This window comes from Marinobacterium sp. BA1 (genome assembly GCF_041155135.1).
Taxonomy (GTDB): domain Bacteria; phylum Pseudomonadota; class Gammaproteobacteria; order Pseudomonadales; family Balneatricaceae; genus Marinobacterium; species Marinobacterium iners.
The window spans coordinates 1,655,343-1,678,587 of the sequence record NZ_BAAFHC010000001.1; the positions used below are offsets into that span (position 1 = coordinate 1,655,343).

Genomic DNA, 23,245 nt, shown 5'->3' on the forward strand with positions numbered 1-23,245 from the left:
GATATCAGCTCATTAATTCGCGTACCTGCTGATGGCTCGGGAAAGTGCTAAGGTCGCGTACAGTGACACTGCGGTCACTGCTGCGGGTTACGATATAAGAGCTTGGCTTGCGTGCGGTGCCCTTGTACACGCCGCTGACAACGAAATTTTCGCCATCCACACCCAGAATGGCGATAGTCCGTTCTTCTGCCTTTACCTGAATATCCATGCTCTTCCTCCTGTTGGTTTTATTTTGTAGTTTTATTACAAGAAGCATAGCCTAATGGCGGAATATAACAAGTGCGTGAGGCTTTCTTTGTCATTTGATGACAAAGAGAGGACAGCGGAAATGAAACAGCCTTTCCGGTCAGGAAAGGCTGTTTCAGGTCATGCAGGAAGAGATATGGGAAGGGGGCTAGAGATAGGCCGCCAGCTCCTCCTTGAGTAGATCCAGCTCATTCTGAGCCTTCTGACGTGCCTTTTTCTTCAACGCTTCAACTTCAGCCGACTTTTCAGCGATCAATGTTACCGCTGCAGCGGTCTTGTCTTCGGCCTGTTTCACTTGCTCCAGCAGGGGACTAATCTGCATCAGGATGGCACGACGGCGCCCTTCCTCGGCGCGGGCCAGCTCTTCTTCACTCTTTTCCTTTTCTTTCGCCACTTTCTGCTGCTGCGTACTGCTGGTATCGGTCAGTGAGCGGATACCGACGGCGTGGCGCACCTTGTCGAGAAACGGAGTTGCGTATTCCCGCGCACGCTCAGCGCCCTTGAGCAGTACCGCTTCCACTTCACCCAGGTCATTCATCAGTTCGTTGTAACGGGCACGCGGCGAAGACAGCTGGGCGTCCAGGTACTCGAAGAGTTCAGTTTTGGCAGCCCCCCAGCCGATCCCGTCTATAAACCGCTGACGCATGGCGGCACTTTCCGCTTCGGTCGCAAAACAGCGATAGAGGTGCATCAGGGTATTGTCCGGATCTTTGGGTTCACCCGGCTCACGGGTATCGGTCACGATCTGATTGATCAGCCTGCGCAGCTCATCTGACGAACAGAACAATGGAATGGTGTTGTTATAGCTCTTGGACATCTTGCGGCCGTCCAGCCCCGGAATCAGCTGAGTTTCTTCATCCACTTGCGCCTGCGGCAGGGTGAACAGGGGCTCAAACTGATGGTTGAATCGACCGGCGATATCACGCGCCATCTCGATATGCTGCACCTGATCCTTGCCCACCGGGATAGTGTCGGCATTGAACATGAGGATGTCGGCGGCCATCAATATCGGATAGCTGAACAGACCCATGGTGACACCGTCATCCAGGTCTTCCTTACCGGCCTCACGGTTGGCATCCACCGAGGCCTTGTAAGCATGGGCACGATTCATCAGTCCCTTGGAGGTCTGACAGGTCAGAATCCAGGTCAGCTCTGTGATTTCAGGAATGTCGGTCTGACGGTAGAAAGTCGCCTTATTGGTGTCCAGCCCCAATGCCAGCCAAGTTGCGGCAATTTCACGGGTTGAACGCGCCACCCGGTCAGGCTCCTGGCACTTGATCAGCGCATGGAAATCAGCCAGAAAGAAGTAGCTGTTGAAAGCGGGGTTTTCGCTCGCTTCAATGGCGGGCTTGATGGCGCCCAGATAGTTACCAATATGCGGGGTACCGGTGGTGGTAATACCGGTCAGAACGGTCTGTTTGCTCATTGCGTACTCGTCAGTCGGTCTGTCCTAAAACGCTATGATACACAACTTGTTAAGTCGCTGCCGCTCAGAATGCGCGGAGAGGCTTGCAAGCCCATGTTATCGCTGTCATTGCCGGAAAAGCGACTCGACACAAAAAACCAATCAAAATAGTCAGGTTTTGACAATCCTGCAGGCTTGACCATAATGGAGACAGATACGGCTACGTCTGATATTGCCACAGGAGGTTTACATGGATACATCCGCTCACACCTTCAGCGCCCTGTTTGAACAGCTCGGCCTGCCGGCAGACAATGACTCGATTGAGCAGTTTATTCGCACCCATCGGCTGTTCAGCAGCGAAATTCAGCTGCATGAGGCGTCATTTTGGAACGAAACCCAGGCCGAGTTTCTGCGTGAAGCGATCAGCAGTGATTCTGATTGGGCTGAAATAGTTGACGAACTGAACAACAGCCTGCATTAATTCCCTTTTAGATCCGCCGGGGCCGGTCAGGTGCGGCCCCTTCTCTTTTATTGTGCAAGGTAGACCCAACTCATGCTGACACTGGTTTCACCAGCCAAAACGCTTGATTATGAATCCCCTCTCGCTACCGATACCTACACCCAGCCACGCTTTACCGAGCAGTCACAACAGCTGATCGAGACACTGCGTCAGCTTTCGGTTCAGGATGTTGCCGAGCTGATGAAACTCAGTGACAAGCTGGCCAGTCTTAATGTGGCACGCTACCAGAGCTGGGAGCCCAAACATACGCCGGACAATGCCCGCCCCGCCGTATTGGCTTTCAAGGGAGATGTGTACACCGGCCTGGATGCCGAGAGCTTCAGCGAGGCTGACTTCAGCTTCGCCCAGCAGCATCTGCGCATTCTGTCAGGCCTGTATGGCGTGTTGCGTCCGCTGGATCTGCTGGAGCCCTACCGCCTTGAAATGGGGACTCGACTGAAAACTACTTCCGGCGATAACCTTTACCAGTTCTGGGGCGAACGCATTACCGCCGCACTGAACGAGGAATTGAAAGCATCCGATGACGTAGTGGTCAACCTGGCGTCAAATGAATACTTCAAGTCGGTACAGCCCAAGGCGCTCAACGCCCGACTGATCACCCCGGTGTTCAAGGATTTCAAGAACGGTCAATACAAGATCATCAGCTTCTATGCCAAAAAGGCACGCGGCCTGATGAGCCGTTACATCATCCAGAATCGCATCGATGCGCCTGAAGCGATCAAGGCGTTTGATCTGGAGGGATATTATTTCAGCCCTGAACAAAGCAAGGGCGATACCTGGGTATTCCTGCGAGATGAAGTGCCCGCCAGCTGAGACGCTGCCCGCCCGCCACGGTGGCGAGCGGGCTGAGCGCTATTTGGCCGAGCTGACTTCAAACGCGCCCACCAGCTGCTGCAGCTTGGCTGCCGTTCCCTTGACCTGATCTGAGCTTAGCTGCAACTCTCCCACCGCCTGATGCATGCGTGTGGTGATTTCAGCAACTGATCGCGCATGGCCGCCGTGCTCCTGGCTGTGACGGTCGATGTGCTTGATGATATCAAACATCTGCGCCACGCTGTCATGCAACTCCGTGTTATCCGAAGTGGACTGCTCCGCCAGCTGCAGACTGCGATCCACGTCTTCCACACCGGACTCCATGAAACGTACCGCGTCGACGCTCTCTTTCTGAATCCGCTCGATACGGGCACTGATCTCATGCGCGGCGGTTTCAGTGCGCGCCGCGAGCGCCCTGACTTCATCGGCTACCACCGAGAATCCACGCCCATGTTCGCCTGCACGTGCCGCTTCAATGGCCGCATTGAGTGCCAGCAGGTTGGTCTGGGCCGTGATATCGGTGATCAGTGCTACCATTTCATCGATCTCCACCGTGCGCTGGTTCAGTGCCTGTACTCGCCTCGCGGAGGTCTGGACGATATCGCGAATCGCCTGCGTACCCGAGCGTACCGACTCGAACTGTTCTCGCGCCTTGGCGACAACCTCCTCCATGGCAGACTTCATGACCTCAGCCGTACCGGAGGCCTGACTGATCGCCACCAGTTGCGACTCAACCAGACTCAACATGGTCTCGGCGGCTTCATCAACCGAGGTTGCGGAATCCAGTGCAATGCGGTTGCGCGCCTGCATGGTCTGGCTGTTTTCACCCACATCATCGGCAGCCCGAATCACCTGCGCCACAATGCCATCCAGATTATCCACGAAGCTGTTGATCCAGCGGGCCATATCACCGGTTTCATCCGCCACGATGCGGTCACTGTCCAATCGCTGACTAAGATTACCCTGTCCTTCCGCCAGATTTCGGATCACTTCGGTCATCGCTCCCAATCGGCGCGACAGGGGACGTATTCCCACCTGCCAGAACAGCATTACCGACAGCATCACAAACACAAAATTGAGCAACATGCCCGGCAGTGCCGGCAGATTCAGCCAATACTGCAGACCGTAACTGGCGCCAAGTCCCACTGCGAGCGACCCCGCCAAGCTGGTCATCATGCGCACACTGAGCGAACGACGGCGATAGACCTCTTCCAGATCGGACTCACACATCATGCCCCACCGATCCTGCGAGCCCGGCATGCTGAAGGTCACTCCCTTACCGATCACGGGGATGTGGCGATAATCGGAATAGCCCGGGTAAGCCACAAACAGATTTCCACCCTTACGGATCGTCTCCCGCACACCGGGGTGTAACTGACCGGTGGCGGGATCGGTGAAACGGATTTCGAATTCAGTATGACGGTTAACCTTAACAGTTCCCCAGGCGGTATGAATTCCGCTTTTAAGGTTTTCACCGTGGCTGAAGGTGCCATCTTCAAAACGTGAGCGTGACAGCGCCGTTCCCGCTTCGATAGTGGGATCAAACCGCGACTCCACCATGAACAGGTAGTTATCGCCGGACTCCGGAAAGATGTGGCCCGCCTCTCGCTGTATCAGGTCACCCAGCACATCGTTGGGCACACGGGCACACAGTGCGCCCACGACAACGCCATCCTGTTTAACCGGCTGATAGAACATCAATGTCACTTCGTCATGGAAGCGAGAAGAGCTGGCACCCAACTCAAGCGTCACCGGGTCGATATAGGGGCCGTGCAGAAAAGGAGCCTGCAGTCCTGCGCTGACCGCTTTCGGGTCCAGATCCTTGCAGCCTGAACGGGCCGGTGTTGTCGAACAGATTACTCGGCCTTCCAGATCGATCAATGCCAGTTCTGAGAGATCCTGAGCCTGGCGCCGTTTGTGCTCCAGTAGCGCCCTGTCACAGTCCGGAAAAGACTCACCCACTTGCTGTGCCAGATCGGCCAGCATATCCCACTTGGCCTGGGCCCAGCCGGTGAGCAGTCTAACGCGTATTTCCGCGATGCTTTCAAAGGTTTGCTCCACCACCGGCAAAGTCCGACGGTTGAGCCAGCAGGCACGGCGCATGGCCAACTTTCCGGTCGGCCCGAACCATGGCAGCCAGTGACGTTCAGCAGCTGACAACTGCATTGCGGTGCTTTTCAGAACGGCCATTTACAACTCTCCAGACAAAACAACAGAATGACCGGAGCAAAAAACGCGCCAAAAAAACAGTGCAGAATGGGATCAAAGAATCACTCATTTGATCCATAAAAGTGCATAGAGTGCCTAAAGAGGTGCAGATGCACCTTGAAGGTGCATCTGACAAACCGGTGGCACAGGGGCCATCGGCAGAAGGGCGTTACACGTTCGGCTGTTCGATACCGACAATCTTCCAGTCACTGCCGTCAGCTGTCATATCGCGATTGAGATGCCAGATTTCGCTGAACTCACTGGTCGGCTGGCCCGACTCGGCAATCCAGCCATAGAAGTGAATACTGGCAACCACATGGTCACCGTTGTCGATGAAGTTCACCAGCTCAGCCATCACCGAATCAACTTCGGTATGCTGCTGCTCAGGCAGTTTGGCACGTTCCTGCTGCAGCGCCGCGAACATCTCGTCAGACATGTAGTCGCGAATCTCATCCCAGTTCTGGCTGTCCCAGGCGGTCTGTAGATTCATGAAGTGGCTGCGGGCACCCTCGACAAAGGCTCGCTCGTTGAACCACTGCGGCAGATTCAGTTCGGCCGGGGCAAAGTCGGAACCGGTACTGGCTCCTGCAGAGGCCGGCATAACCGGAGCAGCCGGCTCAGGCTGCGGTGCCTGGCGTGCCATGGCACCATCGGGCATGGCATAGGCGGGCTGCTGCCGTTGCGCCTGCGCACGCTTGCTGCTGAACAGCTTGAACAGTATGAACCCGACCCCGGCCAGCAACAGAATATCCATCAGCTGAATGCCTTCAAACGCACCGCCCATGAACAGCGCTGCCAGCAGACCACCCGCCAGCAGACCACCCATCATGCCACCCAGACCGCTGCGTGCTCCGGCGGTTTTGGTGGGCGACGTGGGAGCAGCGGCCTGCTCTTTCGCGGGGGCAGGTGCGACCCGCTTGGGTGTCGTGTAGCTTTTGCCAAAGCTTGAACCGCCGCCAAGGCGTTTGGCCTCCGCTTCCTGCGGCATCAGCATAAAGCCAAGCAGCAACGCAAAGCAGGTGGTCATCAATGTTTTCATCGAGTCTCCTCAAACAGATTTTCGTAACCGACGCAGGGATTGCGCCAGTATTGCAATATACAAGCCGGAAAAGATCAGCAGCACACCAGTAAGGTGGTACCAGCCCAGTCTTTCACCGAGAAAAACAGTTGCCAGCAGCAGGCCAAACATCGGCATCAGGTGAATGAACAACCCGGCCGTGGCCGCGCCCAGCCTTTCAACTCCGTAATTCCAGAACAGGAACGACAGGATCGACGGAAAGATCGCCATATAGATCACGGTCCAGACAAAGGGTTCCGTTAATTTGAAGGCTGTACTGCCCCCCTGTTCCCAAAGCATGAACGGAAACAATACGACGACCCCCACCAGCACGGAAAAACCAAAGAACGTAAAACCATCCAGCGCAGCTGGCTTCCAGCGCAGGCTGAGGGTATAAAGCGACCAGCTGAGCATGGCCAGGAAGATCCACAGATCACCGCGATTGAAATCGAACGCGGCCATCACTTCCAGGCTGCCGCGACTGACCAGCACCAGTACCCCGCCGAGTGACAGCGCCACGCCCAGCCATTGTCTGGGGCTGGCCGGCTCACGCAGAAACAGCGCCCCCAGTAACAGGATGACTACCGGCACTGCGGACTGCATCAACATGGCATTGGATGCCTGGGTATGCTGCACGCCGAAATATACCAGTGTATTGAAGCAGCCCACTCCCAGAATGCCCTGCACCGTGAGTAACGGCAGATTTTCTCGCAGCACCTGACGCAACCGCCAGGCCCGCCCCAGCCACCAGGGGGCGATGATCAGCAGCGCCAGAGTCCAGCGCAGAAACGCCAGAGTAAACGGCTGCAGATCGAGATGAATGGCACGGGCCAGCACGAAGTTGCCTGCCCAAAACAGGGTGGTCAGTACAAGCAGTAGATAAGGCATCAGAGGGCTTCCCGCTCCTGTCGCCGCAGTAATCGAGCCAGCAGACTGTGGGGCGGATCCTCGCCCGTGATCACGTAATACAGCACGTTGTAGTTGTTCACCGTCCACTCCATCTGGCGCAATACATTACCAAGCCCACAGCAGAGAATTTCGTCGCCCTCCTTCAGCTCGGTCAGCTCACCCGGGAGTATACGGACTCCATCAGCGTTACGCAGCAGCAGCGCAAAACAGGGCAGCATCTTGTCCCGTTGCCGTGGGTTGCGGTACAACACCCGCAGCGGAACACTGTGTCCTTGCTGCAGCATATTGACGACAGCCGGCGAATCCTCAGAATCAATCCGGACTGACCAGCTGTCGAGCTCATCATCTCCCACTGTGTTGCTCATGCGATTGAGCAGCTCATGTGCCCAAACATTGCTTTCCTGCTGCAGATGCTGCAAAAACTCCGACAAAAGCGGGGTTTTCAGCTGCGCCAGTATCCGATTGGCAATGATTCGCCCCGGCTCCATGACATAGTCACAGCGGGAGTGACGAAACACCAGCGCATTCTGATGCAGATTCTGTCGCACGACTGTGGTCAGTTTCGGATTGAGTTCACGCGCTGTCATGATAATGGAGAGGTTATCGGTATCACTGTCAGTACCGGCAATGATGCCTACGGCGCTTTCCACACCGGCTTCAATCAGAGTATGTGCCTCGGTCCCCACCCCGACCACAGCTCCCTCAAGCGGGGTAACGCTGTCATGGTCTGGGTCGATGATGGTCATATCCATTCCCTCTGCCGCAAACGCTGCTGCCAGCGCCCGGCCAAAGCGACCATAACCACAGATAATCCAGCGTCCTTCCGCATGCTTGTACGCACTGGAGAGTTTGCGGTGACGAGGATTCATCAGCCAGTCATACACCAGGTGCTTGTGCGGAGATCGTGCCGCCAATGCCAGATAGTCCGCATAGGCACGGAAAGGATCAACAATCATGTCGGTGCCGAACGAGGCCATGTTGGCGGTGGTCAGATCCGAGTTGGTACGGGTAATGACCTGGCGCTTGGGGACCAGCAGCTTACTGGCGATGGCAACGGCCAGATTCACCCTGTCGTGGTTGGTAAGCGCCAGGACCCCGACACATCTGGGGTGCTGCAGACCTGCGTGATCCAGCACATCCGGCAAGGACGCATCGGCGCAGAGTGCTGGCACCGGAGTTACAAGATTATCCAGCTCAAGAGCGTCAATTCGATCCTGATCAACATCGATAACGACTACACGCATACCTCTTTTTACCAGCCGTCTCACCAACAACCGCCCGGTCACACCATAGCCACACACCAGATAAAACGGCTCCTGCAGATCACGCACCTGACTTCTGAAGCCGCGCAGCCGCATCAGGCGGCCGAACATGGGCTCCTGCAGTACGGCCAACATGGTACCGATACCATACAGCCAGGTGATGACTGTTGCATAAATGGTAAAGGTGACCCACATCCGTTGTGCATCGGTGAATTCGTATGGAATCTCGCCAAAACCGATCGTCGTGCCCATATAGGACACGAAATAGAAGGCATGGAAGAAATCCATGTACCAGACATTGCCATCGGCATCCTGGCCGGGAATCAAGGTCATGCCGAAAATCGACACCGCATACACGCTGATCAGCGTGATCAACGGCGCCCGCAGTCGGCGCAGGAACAGAAACAGCAGGTTGTTCATGCGCTCAGCGCCGTACCAACGCGGTTTCAACCACCAGCAGAACCGCCGAGATCACGTTGGCCACCAGCGCCCCCGCCGCAAACGAGACCACACTGGCCATCAGTTTGGGTGTCATGCCACTGGCGGCCATCTGTTCTCCATACCCCCAGATGCCGGCGGCGATGATCAACTGCAGATCAGCAACCAGACTGGTTGCCAGCATCAAAGCACCCAGGTGGGTACGATCACCGAACTTGAGGACGGTACAGATCAAACTTACTACCAAGGCAGCAAACAGCTCAAACACATCATGGTGTTTTATGTTGTCGATCTCACCCAACACAAAACCGAAGTTCAGTGTCAGCGCCAGTACAATAAAAAACGCGAAGATTACCTTTTCCCGGTTCATGGGTATTCCTTGAAAGTCAGTGTTCCAGTCGGATTGCACTTGGCACCCGTATAAACGCATCATAGCGAATGCTGCACGGGAATCGAACCAATTTACCCCCGCGCAGTCGTAGATGGCAGACATTCACCCGATCAGTTTCCAACGAGGTCACATGCAGTCACTTTTCCGTTTCCAATTCAGCAAGGCCTTGATGCTGCTGGCCATGCTGCTGTTGAGCCTGACGGTACAGGCTGAAATCATTCAGAGCACGCTCGACACTCGATCATACCGACAGTTTGAACTCGACAATGGCCTGAACGTGATTCTGGTGTCCGACCCTGATGCCGATAAGGCAGCCGTATCGATGAATGTCGGAGTGGGCTCAAATGCCAACCCATCCGACCGACCAGGGCTGGCGCATTTCCTTGAACACATGCTGTTCCTGGGTACCGAAAAATATCCTGAAGCAGGCAGCTACCAGTCCTTCATCAGCTCCCATGGCGGCAGTCACAACGCCTTTACCGCCTACGAAAACACCAACTACTTCTTCAGCGTGGAGGCTTCGGCCCTGCCTGGTGCACTGGACCGCTTTGCCCAGTTTTTCATAGCGCCGCTGTTCAGCCCTGAATACGTGGACCGGGAACGGCATGCCGTTGAGTCTGAGTTTCAGGCCAAGCGCCGTGACGACAGCCGACGCAGTTTCGAAGCCAGCAAGCAGGTATTGAACCCGGAACATCACTACAGCCGCTTTGCCGTCGGCAATCTGAAAACCCTGTCCAACACCAGCGACAGTGAAATCCGTGATGCACTGATCCGCTTCTATGAGCGCTATTACTCCGCCAACCTGATGACGCTTGCCGTACTTGGCACCGAGTCACTGGATACACTGGAACAACAGGTCAGGAAAGATTTCGCGGCCGTACCCAACCGCAATGCCAAACCTTTTGTTGACACGGCACCACTGTTCGAAGCCGATCGTTTGCCGGCGCAGCTCAATATCGAAACATTGCGCGATACGCGCCAGCTTAGCCTGAGCTTCCCCATGCCGTCCTACCGTGAGTATTGGCAGCAGAAGCCTCTTTACTACCTGAGTAGCCTGATTGGATACGAAGGCAAGGGCAGCTTGCTGAGTTACCTGAAGCAGGCCGGCCTTGCCCGTGGCCTGTCGGCCTATCCCGCACTTGATCTGCCCGACAGTGCCATGCTGCGCATTCAGGTCGATCTGACCGAGCAGGGCCGGGAGCAAATCGACCGTGTCACCGCGTCGATATTCAGCTTTATCGAGCTGCTGCGCCGAGACGGCATCGACCCTGAGCTGTACCGTGAAGAGCAGCAGCTGGCCGAGGTGCAGTTCCGTTTCAGAGACAAGCTGGACCCAACTCACCTGGTGATGCAGCTGTCGCAGGCCGCCGGTCGCTACCCCACTGAATACCTGCTCAAGGGCGACTATCATCTTGGCGAGTTCGATGCTGAACTGATCAGCCGCTATCTTGATCGCATGACACCCGACAACCTGCTTCTGACACTGGAAGGAAAAGGTCTGAAGACCGAGCAGATCGAGCCGCTTTACAACACCGCCTACGGTATTGATACGATCGCAGCCGACCGCCTCCAGCGCTGGCGTGAGCCAGCTGTACTGGATCAACTGCAGGTGCGTGGTCGCAATCCGTTTATCGCCTCCAACTTCAGCCTGATTGACAGCGCAAATCAGACAATTCCCCAGGAAGCATGGTCTGAGCCCGGCGCTCGCCTATGGTATTTGCCCGACAGCGATTTTGAGCGTCCAAGGGCAGACTTCTACTTCACTCTGCTCTCACCTGTTGCCAACCAGGGCCCTGAGCAGGCGCTGCTGGCCAGCCTTTACACCCGCATGGTAGAAGATCAACTCAACGAAACGCTGTACGACGCGTCTCTTGCGGGACTGTCCGCCAACCTCTACCCACACCAGCGTGGCATCAGCCTGCGCCTGTCCGGTTTCAATGACAAACAGGCGCTGTTGCTCGAAAAAATTCTGCAGGCGTTGCGCCAGCCATCCCTCGAACAGGCTCGCTTTGACCGCATCAAGCGCCAGCTGCATGAACAACTCAATAACAGCCTGAAAGACAAGCCTTATAATCTGGCTTTTGATCAGCTCTATACACGATTGATGCGAAGCTGGTCTACCGAGCAGAAGCTGGCCAAACTGGAATCTCTCTCGCTGAGCGACCTGGAAAAATTCTACCCACTCCTGTTGCAGCCGGCAGAACTGAGTCTGCTTGCACATGGCAACCTGAGCCGTGACCAGGCGATCGAAATGGCCCGCAGTGTCCGCAAACAGCTTCAGCCCAACAACTCCCCCTGGCAAGCAGTGCCTGTCGAGGTTGTACTGCTGCCTAAAAACGAGTTTCTGATCGACAACCTTGAAACCGAACATCATGACTCCACCGCCCTGCTCTATCTTCAGGGACCCGATGAAAGTCTGAAAACACGGGCCGCGACTGCGCTGATCAACGAGATCATCAGTACACCGTTCTACACCAGTCTGCGGACGGAAAAGCAGTTCGGTTACATTGTTTCCAGCCAGTTCATGCCTCTGCGCGAGCGGGCCGGGGTAGCGCTGGTCGTTCAGTCACCCAACACGGACCCTATCCGGTTGCACGGTGAATACAAGTTATTCCTGCAACAGATGCTGGAGCAGTTGATCACCATGCCACAGGAGGAGTTGGATCGTTATCGCCAGAGCCTGCTAAGCCGGATCAACCAGCAGGACAATGACCTTCGCACACGCAGCGACCGACTCTGGCGTGAGATTGACCGGGGCAATCATGATTTTGATACCCGCGAGCAGTTGAGCGAGATTACCCGCGAGCTGAGCCGGGCAGACCTGTTGCAGACTATGGAGCAGCTGCTGCAGCGACAACTGCTGATACGCAGCTTCGGCAGCTCGGTTGAGCATGAAATCAGTTCGGATGCGATGCAGGATAGTGCCGAGCGGCTGGATGCACTCAAGCAGGAGCAGCTGGGTGCAACGTTGCCCTACCCCGGGTCAGGCAGCTGAATCAGCTCCACATCGGGCTCGGGCTGCAGCTCGGGCTCCGATTGTGCCGGCACCTCAATGAAGGTTCGACCCGGCCCGAGAACCTCAAGCCCGGGCTCAGAGCCTGACTCCGCTTCGGTAATAACCTCCAGCTCATCATCACGCCCGCTCCACTCCGAGTCACCGCTGTGATCATCGCCCAGATAGACTCCGGGAATCGCCTTGACCTCATCAGTGCAGATCCGCTCAAACACACAGCGCTGAATCGCGGCATCCAGCCGGATCTGGTCAAATACCAGGTCTTCGCCCCACAGTACTACCTCAACCTGAGGCGCTACCACAACCTCCTGCACCGGCGGCGGATCGGAAGGGTAAACAAGCTGTACCGGCGGCAGCGACGTTTCCCGGTTGGTGAAAGCCACCTCACGCATGCTTTCCCGGTCATAGTCTCCCCTGGCCATCCCTTCGTAGGCATCACGCCCATGAACCTGGCCGCCACTGTAACGGTCTACCCGGGTCACATCGTAGGGAAGTGGCTGCCTTTCAGCTGCTGCCGGCTGCAGGCAACCGAGTACCAGCAGCAGGCCACTAGAAATACTCGCCCGGGTAGATCGATTCGGCATAGAGTGCCAACTCCTCCAGAATGTGACGGTCCCGTTCCGACAGAGTGCCGGACTGGGCTATTTCATTCATCTCATTGAACAGCTGAGGCAGACTGTAACAGCCGGCGTCACCCTGCAGCAGTTTACGGCTGCGATATTCTTCCCAGCGCACGGCTTCTTCTTCGGTCAGCGTGTACTCAAAGTTACGTGCCTTGTAACGCAGCAGCATCTCTTCCAGCCGCGGGTCCTGAAACGGCAGTTGCAGCCCGGCCAGCGCGTCCGGTTCGGACTCACGTACCTGTTCCATCAACGCCCGGTCGTGGTCCGAGAAAAAGCCGCCACTGTACAGCATGTGGTCAGGATCACCATCGGCTTCAGGCATGGGTGAGTTAAATATATCGGCCACCTTGGCGGCCACTCCAGTTTCATTTCGCAGCATCTGCAGGTGACGACGGCAGATGTCCCCATCGATCTTCAGCCGTTCAGCTTCTACGGCCGTGAGCATCCCTGCCGGAGCAATAATCGGACACTTGTTGGCCAGCACCTGTTTGAGTGCCAGTTGAGGGGCATCTGCCGGCAGTTCGTCACGCCGGGTGTACATCAGCGTCTGCAGTGAGGCCACGTCAAGATCAAACAAAGGCGTTGGATCGACGCGCAGGTCCCACACCAACGTGCTGTTGCGATTGCTCGGATGCGAAGCCAGCGGTGCAACGATGGCGGCATTGCCCCACTCTGCCGGATATTTGGAGGAGATGTGCAATACCGGTTTCATCCTGGCCACATCCAGTTGGGCCTGAATCGCACGCTTGCCACGGTTTTGCAGTACATAATTGAACAGCTTGGGCTGCCGCTCCTTGACCAGTTTGGCAACCGCAATGGTGGCATATACATCCGACAGTGCATCGTGCGCACTGCCATGGTCGATGCCATTGGCACGGGTCAAGTCTTCCAGCCGCATACTCGGGCGGCCATCCTCGTACAGAGGCCACTCGATACCTTCCGGTCGCAGCGCGCGCGTCAGCCGTAACATGTCGATGATATCCCAGCGTGAGCAACCGTTTTGCCATTCACGAGCATAGGGGTCATAAAAATTGCGATACAGTGTGAAGCGCGTGATCTCATCATCGAAGCGAATACTGTTGTACCCCACCCCGCAGGTACCGGGGCGGGCCAACTCGGCATGAATGCGTGCGATGAACTCGGCTTCGGTCACCCCCTCTTTCAATGCGGTCTGGGGCGTAAGGCCGGTGACCAGACAGGCCTTGGGATGCGGCAACACATCCTCGGACGGGCGACAATAGAGCATTACCGGCTCATCGATAATGTTGAAGTCCGCATCGGTTCGGACACCGGCAAACTGCAGCGGGCGATCCCGCGCCGGATCGATACCGGTGGTTTCGTAATCGTGCCAGAAGAAGGTTTCGGGGGTCTGCGCCGCCATTGGAGGTATATCTCGACTTTTTATAGGGGTAATGGTTAGATCAGCCTATCGATCAGATTAACATTTCAACACTCAGGGATCATCTGCATGCTGACCGACACTCAGGATCTGGACACTCAATGCCCCTGCGGCTCCGGCAAACCTTTTGTTTTCTGCTGCGAACCTGCCATCAGTGGCCGTAAGCCTGCGGCAACGGCTGAAGCCCTGATGCGCTCGCGCTATACCGCTTTTGCCATTGGTGCAGTGGACTATCTGGTGCAAACGACGGCCGAAGCCAAACGCTCACCACAGGATGCCGAACTGCTGGCCGAACAAACCCAGATCACCACCTGGACCGGCCTGGAGATTGTCACCACGGAAGCGGGACAAAAAAATGACGATACAGGTCTGGTCGAGTTCAAGGCTGCGTTTGAGAGCCCGGAAGGCGGTGCCATCCTGCATGAACGCTCCCGCTTCGAGCGTGAGTCCGGGCTTTGGGTCTATCTGGATGGTGAAGTTGAACTGATCCCCAGCTGAGAACATCTGTCTAAACTTCCACCAGCTTTGGCCGATATGACTCCTGTCACCAGAGGAGTCCGGTCATGCAGATCCAAAGTCACAACCTGCAACTTGCCAGCGAGCGCAACTACAACCGCAGCGAAGAACAGCATGAGCAACTGCGTATCGGTCGAGTCAGCCAGGACCCCGTAACCGGTGCACGCCAGGTCGACACCCTGTTCGAGGCCAGTCACATCGAGCGCCGCGAGTTGCTGACCTATTCGGCAGGCTTGGCCATGAATGCCAAAAACAGCAATAACGAGCCGGCATCACCCGTAGCAGCACTGACTCGTGGCACTCCGCTTGAATCAACGACCGAAACCGCTCCCCCAGAGGCGCCCTTCGAATTACGCCTTGAGGCCTCAGACCAGTTGAAGCTTGAGCTGATCACCCGACTGCACAAGGCGATCACCGGCAAGGACATTCGCCTGCAATTGATCGATCCTGCGTCTCTTCAGCACGCAAGCGGCGCTGAAATCAGTGCCCCCAACCAGGCAAAACCGGCAGCAGATACACCTGAAACACCTGCAGAACCACAAGTCGGCCTTGAATACCAACGCCACAGCCGCATCCATGAGCAGGAGTCCACCCGTTTCGAGGCCAGTGGACAGGTCATCACCCGCGATGGCCGTCGTATCGATATCAACCTGTCTCTGCAGATGGCGCGCTCGATTACGCAGGAAGAGCACGAAATTCTGCGCATCGGCGCTCGCCTGTCAGACCCGCTGGTGATCAACTTTGACGGTGATGCGGCCCAGCTGAGCCAAACCCGGTTTGAATTTGACCTGGATCTGGACGGGCAAGCTGATCAGGTACCGACTCTGGCGGGAAACCGTGCATTTCTTGCACTCGATCAAAACTCCGACGGCGTAATAAATGATGGATCGGAGCTTTTTGGCGCTCAATCCGGCAACGGTTTTGCGGAATTGGCCCAATTTGACGAAGATGGCAACGGTTTTATTGATGCCGGTGACAGTGTCTTCTCCCGCCTTCGGCTCTGGTCACCGGGTGCAGAAGGACAGGGCTCACTGATGACACTGGCCAGCAAGAATATCGGCGCAATCTGGCTCAACGCCGCTGATACCGAGTTTTCGCTGACGTCGGGCATGACAGAAAGCCGACTTGGAGTGATCCGTTCAAGCAGCATTTTCCTATCAGAAGATGGCCGGGTTGGCACTGTTCAACACGTTGATCTGAGTATCTGAAAAAATTTGTCCTCAGATATTGCCCGTATTCAGCATCTGTCAAGGCTTTTCCTTGCACTACCCTGACCGGTAGAATAGGCGCCCGCCCGCTCATCTGCATGAAAATGGATGCCGGGACTCTTCTCCGGTAGTGGTGACTGATGTTTGCAAACCTGTTCAAGCCAAGATGGCGTCATTCAGATCCTGAAGTGCGCTTAAGTGCCGTCAGCAAACTATGTCCGGACCAGCCTGACCAAGCCAGAATCCTGTGTCAGCTGGCACTGCATGACGACAACCGCCAGGTCCGTATAGTAGCGGTTGGACGTCTGAGTGACACGGACTCCCTGCTAGACGTGCTATCGCACTCCTCCGACCCTGAAGTCCGTGAACAGGCAGGGCTGCGCGTCAGCGAATGCCTGAACGGTGAAGGCTCCGACAGTCTGAGCGAACTGCTCAGGCGACTTGACGATGCCGATACCCGTACCCAAATTATCATCAATGTCAGCAGCGAACAGTTGCAACAAAGCGCCCTCAACTGCATAGATGACGAAGCCGTGCTGATGCAGGTGGCTCTGCATGCCCGCCTGGCTACCATGCGCCGTGAAGCGGCCGAGCGCGTAGAGCGCGCCGACCTGCTGGAAAACCTGCAGCGTCAGAGTCGTGGCCGTGACAAAACCGTACACCGCATCAGCCGCGACAAGCTTAACCGCTTGCGCGAACAGGCCCGACTTGAAACCGAACATGCCAAACGGCGCACCCAACTGCTGCAACAACTTGAACAGCTTGCCGTGGGAGCCGACCTGCAGTTCTTGCATGCCCGCTCTCAAGCGTTGTCGCAGGAGTGGCAGCAACTGCCGGCTGCCGATAATGACAGCAACCGCCTCTTTACACAGTGGATCGAGCAGATACAGGCCCGACTTGAGGCCGCAGCAGAAGCGGAACGACAGGAGCAGGAACAACTCAAACAGCTGGAGCTGGACCGGCACGCGTCGCATGAGCTGCTGGCAGAACTGGAAGCGTTGGTTGCCGGCGATGTAATTGAGGCAGAGGCCCTGCAGAGCCTGCAGCATCAATGGGATGAATTGAACAGCCGTTACGAACCCGCCAGCGAGCAGCGTCAGCAGTGGCAAAGCCTCAGCCAAAACGCCGAACACTGTATGGCGGCAACTGAACGGCTGCAGCAACAAAGCCCACATATTGAATCGCTGCTGCAACAGCAGGAAGGTAGCCCGGAACAAACACTGCGCCGAGCTCAGCGCCTGCTGCGCTCAGTCGAGTGGCCCGATTCACGCCCACTGCCAACGCTGCTTCAGTCGCTGAAGGAACTGATCACACAGCTGCAGCAGACAGTTAAACAGATAAATGCGCAATCCAGCAGGCAGGAAGATGAACTGCTCCAGCAATTGCGCTTGCTGGAGCAGCAACTTGATCAGGGCGAAATCAGTACCGCCGAATCCACCCACAAAAGTCTTGCGCGGCATGTTGAACAGCATTCCGGTTTGCCTGAAAGCCTGGATTCACGCTACCGCCAACTCACTGCAAGGCTCGTAGAACTCAAGGATTGGCAAGGTTTCGCAGCCAACGGCAAAAAGGAAAAACTGTGCCAGCAGATGGAATCGCTGGTCGGAGCAGAACAGCCCCCACAGACATTGGCCGACCAGATACGTGCATTGCAACAGGAGTGGAAGGAGATTGACCACACTGATCCTGTGCATTCACAAAAGCTGTGGAAACGCTTTCACGATGCTGGCGAAAAAGCCTATGCACCCTGCCAGGCGTGGTTCAGCGCTCAGCGGCAGAAGCGTGAGCACAACCTGAAGCAGCGACGCGAAATCTGTAACCAGCTCGACAGCTTCATCCACGGTATGGACTGGAGTCAGGCCGACTGGCATGCCGTCGAAGCGATCGGCCGTACCGCACGCGAGGAGTGGCGAACGTTCTCGCCGGTTGACCGGGCACCCGGCAAACCGGTACAGCAGCAGTTCAATAGCCTGCTGCGTGATCTCGATGGCCGTATTCGGGCCCACCGTCAAGCGTGTGCCGAACTGAAAGAAAGCATTATTGCTCGCGCCGCCGAACTGGCAAGCGCAGAGGATATCGAAGCCGCTGCCAGCGAAGCCAAGCAGCTACAACAGCAGTGGAAAGCAGCCGGCGCAACCTTCCGTAGCCGCGAACGCGGGTTGTGGCAGGCATTTCGTGAACAGTGCGACCTGATTTTCAGCCGACTCAAACAGGCCCGCAAGGCGCAGACTGCCAAGAAACCATCCCCTGCGCGTGAAATACTGCTGTCCGGGACACCTCTGCAAGCCTTGCAAAGGCTGGCTCAACTGGCCGAGCAGGCAGAAGAGGAACTGGCCGAAACCGCACGCTCGGAAACGCTTTCTACCTTGTTGACGGAAGCGGTTACCGGCCCTTCTCCCGGTCAGTTGTGGCGCGAGCGCATCGGCCAGCGACTGGAAGCGATCCGCCTGATCAGTGCGGGCAACCGCTCCATCGATCAGCAGTTGGCCCTGTCTGAAGCTCAGGCGCGTGAGTTGTGTATCCGACTTGAGATCATGCTCGGACAACCCACACCTGAAGAAGATGAAGTGCTGCGCATGGAATACCAGATGGAGCGGCTCGGCCAGGCACTGGCCGAACAGGATGACGAGCCATCTGAAGCGGCCCTGCAATCCCTTGAGCTGGAATGGCTGACACTGCCGTTTGCATGGCAGTTTGTTGACCTGCGCAAACGTTTTTCGGACATACTGACGCACGCATGATGATGCAGATGGGTGGCCTGTGGCCACCCATCAACAGAAACACCCGTCCTGCATATCTCTTCAGGCGACGACCATCGCCATACCGGTCAAAGCGATTGCCCCACCGGCTACACGGCTGAAGAGCGCTGCACGCGCTTCAACTCCGATCTTGCCCACCAGCATACCAGCCAGATGCAACGCCAGTGTGGCCAGCGTGAAGCCGGCGGCATAGCTGAAACCACTGGTATTAAGCGGCATTTCAGCGCCATGAGCCAAGCCATGGAACAGCGCAAAGCTGCCGGCAATTGCCATGCAGACAGGTGTTACAAAGCGTGCAGCAAAAGCCAGCAACAGCCCCAGAACCACTACGGACAGGCCAATTCCCTGTTCGGTGAACACCAAAGAAACACCAGAAAGCGCCAGCAGATTGCCCAACAGCATGGTGGCCACAAAGGCCAATGGCACCAACCAGAGTGCACGGCCACCCAAACGGGCAGCCCAAAGCCCCACAGCCAGCATCGCCAGCAAGTGATCAGCACCACCTACCGGGTGCGCCAGGCCACTGATAAAACCCGATACTTCATGTCCCGTGTGCGCAAGCGCCACGCCCGGCAACAGTGCGACAGTCGCAATCAGTGCTTTTTTCATCGTTATCCCCTTCATAATTGAATTCAATCACACCACCGCACGGGCCGGTGGCAGAGTTTTGGCTTCCAGCATGCCTTCGCTGATGATGAAACCGATAATGTCGTCCAGTCCTTCAGCCTTTTTCAGGTTTGCGAAGATGAAGGGGCGATCACCGCGCATCTTGCGCGCATCCCGATCCATCACCTCCAGCGAGGCTCCCACCAGCGGTGCCAGGTCGGTTTTGTTGATAATCAACAGATCGGACTTGGTGATCCCTGGGCCGCCCTTGCGCGGAATCTTGTCACCGGCCGAGACATCAATCACATAGATGGTCAGATCAGACAGCTCGGGGCTGAACGTGGCGCTAAGGTTGTCACCACCGCTTTCGACAAACACCACATCCAGTGCTCCGTGGCGCGCCACCAGCTGGTCGATCGCCGCCAGATTCATCGAGGCGTCCTCACGGATGGCCGTATGCGGACAGCCGCCGGTTTCGACCCCTATAATGCGGTCGGCACTCAATGCCTCATGCTCGGTGAGGAATTTGGCATCCTCCTGAGTGTAGATATCGTTGGTCACCACGGCGATATCGTAATACTCGCGCATGGCGGCACAGAGCGAGCGCAGCAACGCCGTCTTGCCGGAGCCCACCGGCCCCCCTACGCCCACTCGCAACGTCTGTTTCGGTTTGCTCATGTTGGTTTCCTCTTCTCAACGGCGGCTCCTCAAGAGCGAAACAGCCGTGAATACTGTGTTTCGTGACGGCTGCTGGCGATTGCCAATGCGGGCAGGCCAGCACCGATAAAGTCTTCTTCAACGCTTTTTGCGATCTCGATCGCCTGCGGCAGTAACGGTTGCAGGTCATTCAGCAGCTGCTGTGCCTGCGTCTGTCCCAGTGGCACCAGCTTGGTGGCGGCGGCCACCTGATTTTCCAGCCAGGACCAGCCCAGTCCCAATGCGGCGGCATCAAACTCGAGCCCCCAGTGCTTCGCGGCAAAGGCGAACAGCACGATGAAACTGACCTCCTGCTGCAGCACCTGTGGCACGTCAATGCCCAGGTTCTTCAGCACCCGTCGCAAGGCTTCGCCCATGGCGCTGTCGGTCAGGCGCAGCTCGCGGGTCTCGCGACAGGCCAGCGACAGGTCGTTCAACGCTTGCCAACGTCCATCGCTATCAGCCTGCATAGCCAGCCTCAACAATGGCAGATCGGTCTTCGCCTGAGCATGCAGCAATTGCAGCTCCAGCCAATCCGCCACCTGATCTGCCTTGTGTATCCAGCCACTGTCGATGGCGTACTCAAGCCCCTGCGAGAAGGCGTAGCCGCCCACTGGCAGGCTGACACTGCTCAGCTGCAACAGACGCAGCAGGGCATGGTCAGTGGTCGTGATGGTGCGCATGGCCATGGGCATAGGCTCCGGATTCCGGCATGAATACCGCTTCGGCCTGCCGGGTTTCCAGCCCCAGCAGCTGCAGCATCTCCTCCAGTACATGATCCGGCTTGATCCTCAGCCAGCGATCACCTACTTCAATGCGCACATGGCGGTTGCCGAGGTGGTAACAGGCCCGTGCAAAAGTGTTCCAGTCATCACAGCGCGCCTCCAGCACCGACTCTTTGGCCCCTTCGACCAAAATGTGACGCCCACAGGATGATTTCAGGTATTCACCAACTCGCAGCGGCTTGCCCCGTTCCAGGAAGACACGCACCTCTTCACCGGTATCACTGACCAGCTTCAATCGGCCACGATCACGCTGGTCATGGGTCAGGCTTACTTTCGCCGCGATGGGGGCATGGCAATGGGTGCCCAGCCGTTCATGGATTTCAAACATGCGTCTCTCCTTAAAAGAGGCTGTATCGCTGCGCCAAGGGCAGCACATCAGCAGGCTCACAGGTCAGCAGCTCGCCGTCGGCCCGCACCTCATAGGTTTGTGGGTCCACCTGAATGTCCGGCTGCCAGTCATTCAAAATCATGTCGGCTTTGCTGATGTTGCGGGTATTGCCACAGGCAACCAAACGTCGACTCAGCCCCAGCTGTTCACGCAAACCGGACTCCAGGGCTGCCTTGCTGACAAAGGTGACGGAGGTTTGTGCCGCCGCCTTGCCCTCGGCACCGAACATGGGCCGGTAGTGCACCGGCTGCGGCGTCGGGATGGAGGCATTGGGATCGCCCATGGGCGCCGCCGCGATCATGCCCCCCTTGATGATCATCGCCGGTTTGATGCCGAAAAACGCCGGCTTCCAGAGCACCAGATCCGCCAGCTTGCCGGACTCGATGGACCCCACTTCATGGGCCACCCCATGGGTGATCGCCGGATTGATGGTGTATTTGGCGACATAGCGGCGCGCGCGAAAATTATCGGCTCCCAGTACCCTGTCTTCCGGCAACAGCCCGAACTGGCATTTCATCTTGTGCGCCGTCTGCCAGGTCCGCGTCACGACTTCGCCCACACGTCCCATCGCCTGAGAGTCGGACGAAATCATGCTGAAGGCGCCGCGATCATGAAAAATGTCCTCAGCCGCGATGGTCTCCTTGCGGATGCGGGAGTCGGCAAAGGCCACATCCTCGGGAATGTTGCTGTCCAGATGGTGACAGACCATCAGCATGTCGAGATGCTCATCCACGGTGTTGACCGTGTACGGGCGCGTGGGGTTGGTCGAAGACGGCAGTACATTTGAGTAGCCTGCTGCACGGATGATATCCGGCGCATGGCCGCCACCGGCCCCTTCGGTGTGATAGGTATGGATGACGCGGTTCTTGAACGCCCCCAAGGTGTCATCCACAAAGCCGGACTCATTCAGGGTATCGGTATGGATCGCCACCTGCACATCGTACTCTTCGGCCACACTCAGACAGCAGTCGATGCTGGCCGGTGTGGTACCCCAGTCCTCATGCAGCTTGAGACCACAGGCACCGGCATCCAGCTGCTCACGCAGCGCTTCGGGGCGACTGGCGTTGCCCTTGCCGAGAAAGCCCAGATTCATCGGCATCTGGTCGGTGGCCTGCAGCATCTTGCCCAGATACCAAGGCCCCGGTGTACAGGTGGTTGCCTTGGTACCGGTAGCCGGGCCCGTTCCACCGCCGATCATGGTGGTCACGCCGGACATCAGCGCCTCTTCCACCTGTTGCGGGCAGATGAAGTGGATATGGGCATCAATCCCACCGGCCGTCAGGATGCAGCCTTCGCCCGCGATCACTTCAGTGCCGGGGCCTATGACGATGTCGATACCATCCTGAATATCAGGGTTGCCCGCCTTTCCGAGGGTATGAATCTGCCCCTCCTTCACGCCCACATCGGCCTTGACGATGCCCCAGTGGTCCAGAATGAGGGCATTGGTAATCACCAGATCCATGGCCGTGTCGTTGGTCACCTGACTCTGGCCCATACCGTCACGGATCACCTTGCCACCGCCGAATTTCACTTCGTCGCCGTAGGTGGTGTAGTCCTTTTCGACCTCAATCCAGAGTTCGGTGTCGCCCAGTCGTACCCTGTCCCCAACTGTGGGGCCGAACATCTGGGCATAGCTGTGTCGATCCATTTTGGCCATCAGTTGTGCCCTCCTGCTGAGCTTCCGCCTGCTGCAGTGTCCAGCGGTCCCATCACCTCGCCACGGAAACCGTAGATGGTACGGCTGCCGGCATACTCGACCAGTTCCACTTCCCGGCCCTGTCCAGGCTCGAAGCGCACGGCAGTACCGGAGGCGATATTGAGGCGATAGCCACGGGCCGCGTCACGCTCAAACACCAGCGCCGGGTTCACTTCATAAAAATGGTAATGGGAGCCGACCTGTACCGGTCGATCTCCGTGATTTTCCACCCGCACGCGTATGGTCTTGCGACCAACGTTCAGCTCAATCTCGCCGGCGGCTGTCTGAATTTCTCCGGGAATCATGG

General features: G+C 57.0%; 21 protein-coding genes. 6 read left to right on the forward strand and 15 right to left on the reverse strand.

Annotated features, from left to right (window positions below):
• Positions 1–4: 4 nt before the first annotated feature.
• Together ACAM29_RS08030 and ACAM29_RS08035 are read right to left on the reverse strand one after the other, a co-directional pair.
• Positions 5–208, reverse strand: a complete 204-nt coding sequence (locus ACAM29_RS08030; RefSeq protein WP_242530142.1) for a hypothetical protein — start codon at positions 206–208, stop codon at positions 5–7.
• A gap of 186 nt (positions 209–394) precedes the next feature.
• On the reverse strand, positions 395–1,672 hold the full coding sequence (locus ACAM29_RS08035; protein WP_369623809.1) for a tryptophan--tRNA ligase: 1,278 nt from the start codon (positions 1,670–1,672) through the stop codon (positions 395–397).
• Positions 1,673–1,901: 229 nt separating this feature from the next.
• Here ACAM29_RS08035 and ACAM29_RS08040 point away from each other — a divergent pair, with 229 nt between their 5' ends.
• Together ACAM29_RS08040 and yaaA are read left to right on the forward strand one after the other, a co-directional pair.
• Positions 1,902–2,132: a DUF2789 domain-containing protein gene (locus ACAM29_RS08040; RefSeq protein WP_091827066.1), complete on the forward strand. Its 231-nt coding sequence runs from the start codon at positions 1,902–1,904 to the stop codon at positions 2,130–2,132.
• Positions 2,133–2,204: 72 nt separating this feature from the next.
• On the forward strand, positions 2,205–2,984 hold the full coding sequence (gene yaaA, locus ACAM29_RS08045) for a peroxide stress protein YaaA (RefSeq protein ID WP_369623810.1): 780 nt from the start codon (positions 2,205–2,207) through the stop codon (positions 2,982–2,984).
• Between the two features lie 39 nt (positions 2,985–3,023).
• Here yaaA and ACAM29_RS08050 read toward each other — a convergent pair whose 3' ends face one another.
• From ACAM29_RS08050 to ACAM29_RS08070, 5 genes are all read right to left on the reverse strand, one after another.
• Positions 3,024–5,174: a methyl-accepting chemotaxis protein gene (locus ACAM29_RS08050; RefSeq protein ID WP_369623811.1), complete on the reverse strand. Its 2,151-nt coding sequence runs from the start codon at positions 5,172–5,174 to the stop codon at positions 3,024–3,026.
• A 187-nt stretch (positions 5,175–5,361) separates the two neighbouring features.
• Complete coding sequence (locus tag ACAM29_RS08055; protein WP_354409187.1) at positions 5,362–6,231, reverse strand: TIM44-like domain-containing protein; 870 nt, start codon at positions 6,229–6,231, stop codon at positions 5,362–5,364.
• Between the two features lie 9 nt (positions 6,232–6,240).
• Positions 6,241–7,137 carry a DMT family transporter gene (locus ACAM29_RS08060; RefSeq protein ID WP_369623812.1) on the reverse strand — a complete coding sequence of 299 codons (897 nt, stop codon included), beginning with the start codon at positions 7,135–7,137 and terminating at the stop codon, positions 6,241–6,243.
• Positions 7,137–8,840 carry a TrkA family potassium uptake protein gene (locus ACAM29_RS08065; protein ID WP_369623813.1) on the reverse strand — a complete coding sequence of 568 codons (1,704 nt, stop codon included), beginning with the start codon at positions 8,838–8,840 and terminating at the stop codon, positions 7,137–7,139. The genes ACAM29_RS08060 and ACAM29_RS08065 overlap by 1 nt, the downstream gene beginning before the upstream one ends.
• 4 nt (positions 8,841–8,844) lie before the next feature.
• Positions 8,845–9,228 carry a DUF6394 family protein gene (locus ACAM29_RS08070; protein WP_091827060.1) on the reverse strand — a complete coding sequence of 128 codons (384 nt, stop codon included), beginning with the start codon at positions 9,226–9,228 and terminating at the stop codon, positions 8,845–8,847.
• A 151-nt stretch (positions 9,229–9,379) separates the two neighbouring features.
• Between ACAM29_RS08070 and ACAM29_RS08075 the strand changes: the two genes are divergently transcribed.
• Positions 9,380–12,244: an insulinase family protein gene (locus ACAM29_RS08075; protein ID WP_369623814.1), complete on the forward strand. Its 2,865-nt coding sequence runs from the start codon at positions 9,380–9,382 to the stop codon at positions 12,242–12,244.
• On the opposite strand, the gene ACAM29_RS08080 is transcribed toward ACAM29_RS08075, so the two are convergent.
• Both ACAM29_RS08080 and sbcB read right to left on the reverse strand, forming a co-directional pair.
• Positions 12,223–12,846, reverse strand: a complete 624-nt coding sequence (locus tag ACAM29_RS08080; RefSeq protein ID WP_369623815.1) for a hypothetical protein — start codon at positions 12,844–12,846, stop codon at positions 12,223–12,225. The genes ACAM29_RS08075 and ACAM29_RS08080 overlap by 22 nt on opposite strands.
• Positions 12,812–14,266: an exodeoxyribonuclease I gene (sbcB, locus tag ACAM29_RS08085; RefSeq protein WP_369623816.1), complete on the reverse strand. Its 1,455-nt coding sequence runs from the start codon at positions 14,264–14,266 to the stop codon at positions 12,812–12,814. The genes ACAM29_RS08080 and sbcB overlap by 35 nt, the downstream gene beginning before the upstream one ends.
• An 87-nt stretch (positions 14,267–14,353) precedes the next feature.
• Here sbcB and ACAM29_RS08090 point away from each other — a divergent pair, with 87 nt between their 5' ends.
• From ACAM29_RS08090 to ACAM29_RS08100, 3 genes are all read left to right on the forward strand, one after another.
• A complete protein-coding gene (locus ACAM29_RS08090) occupies positions 14,354–14,782 on the forward strand; it encodes a YchJ family protein (protein ID WP_369623817.1) in 429 nt (142 codons plus the stop codon).
• Positions 14,783–14,847: 65 nt separating this feature from the next.
• Positions 14,848–16,008 (forward strand): hypothetical protein, encoded by a 1,161-nt coding sequence (locus ACAM29_RS08095; protein WP_369623818.1) that lies wholly within the window; start codon positions 14,848–14,850, stop codon positions 16,006–16,008.
• A gap of 140 nt (positions 16,009–16,148) precedes the next feature.
• Positions 16,149–18,749 (forward strand): DUF349 domain-containing protein, encoded by a 2,601-nt coding sequence (locus ACAM29_RS08100; protein ID WP_369623819.1) that lies wholly within the window; start codon positions 16,149–16,151, stop codon positions 18,747–18,749.
• Positions 18,750–18,809: 60 nt separating this feature from the next.
• Here the strand turns inward: ACAM29_RS08100 and ACAM29_RS08105 are convergent, their stop codons facing one another.
• Genes ACAM29_RS08105 through ACAM29_RS08130 form a run of 6 tightly spaced genes read right to left on the reverse strand, consistent with a single transcriptional unit; the run spans position 18,810 to position 23,243 of the window.
• Positions 18,810–19,376, reverse strand: coding sequence for a HupE/UreJ family protein (locus tag ACAM29_RS08105; protein WP_206840762.1), 567 nt, complete (start codon positions 19,374–19,376; stop codon positions 18,810–18,812).
• A 27-nt stretch (positions 19,377–19,403) separates the two neighbouring features.
• A complete protein-coding gene (gene ureG / locus ACAM29_RS08110) occupies positions 19,404–20,051 on the reverse strand; it encodes an urease accessory protein UreG (RefSeq protein WP_206840760.1) in 648 nt (215 codons plus the stop codon).
• Between the two features lie 29 nt (positions 20,052–20,080).
• Positions 20,081–20,752: an urease accessory protein UreF gene (locus tag ACAM29_RS08115; protein WP_369625127.1), complete on the reverse strand. Its 672-nt coding sequence runs from the start codon at positions 20,750–20,752 to the stop codon at positions 20,081–20,083.
• Positions 20,730–21,182: an urease accessory protein UreE gene (gene ureE / locus ACAM29_RS08120; RefSeq protein ID WP_091827051.1), complete on the reverse strand. Its 453-nt coding sequence runs from the start codon at positions 21,180–21,182 to the stop codon at positions 20,730–20,732. Before ureE ends, ACAM29_RS08115 begins: the two co-directional genes overlap by 23 nt.
• Before the next feature lie 10 nt (positions 21,183–21,192).
• Positions 21,193–22,899 carry an urease subunit alpha gene (gene ureC / locus ACAM29_RS08125; RefSeq protein WP_369623820.1) on the reverse strand — a complete coding sequence of 569 codons (1,707 nt, stop codon included), beginning with the start codon at positions 22,897–22,899 and terminating at the stop codon, positions 21,193–21,195.
• Entirely contained in the window at positions 22,899–23,243 is a 345-nt protein-coding gene (locus ACAM29_RS08130) for an urease subunit beta (protein ID WP_091827049.1), read from the reverse strand. Before ACAM29_RS08130 ends, ureC begins: the two co-directional genes overlap by 1 nt.
• Between the last annotated feature and the right edge of the window lie 2 nt (positions 23,244–23,245).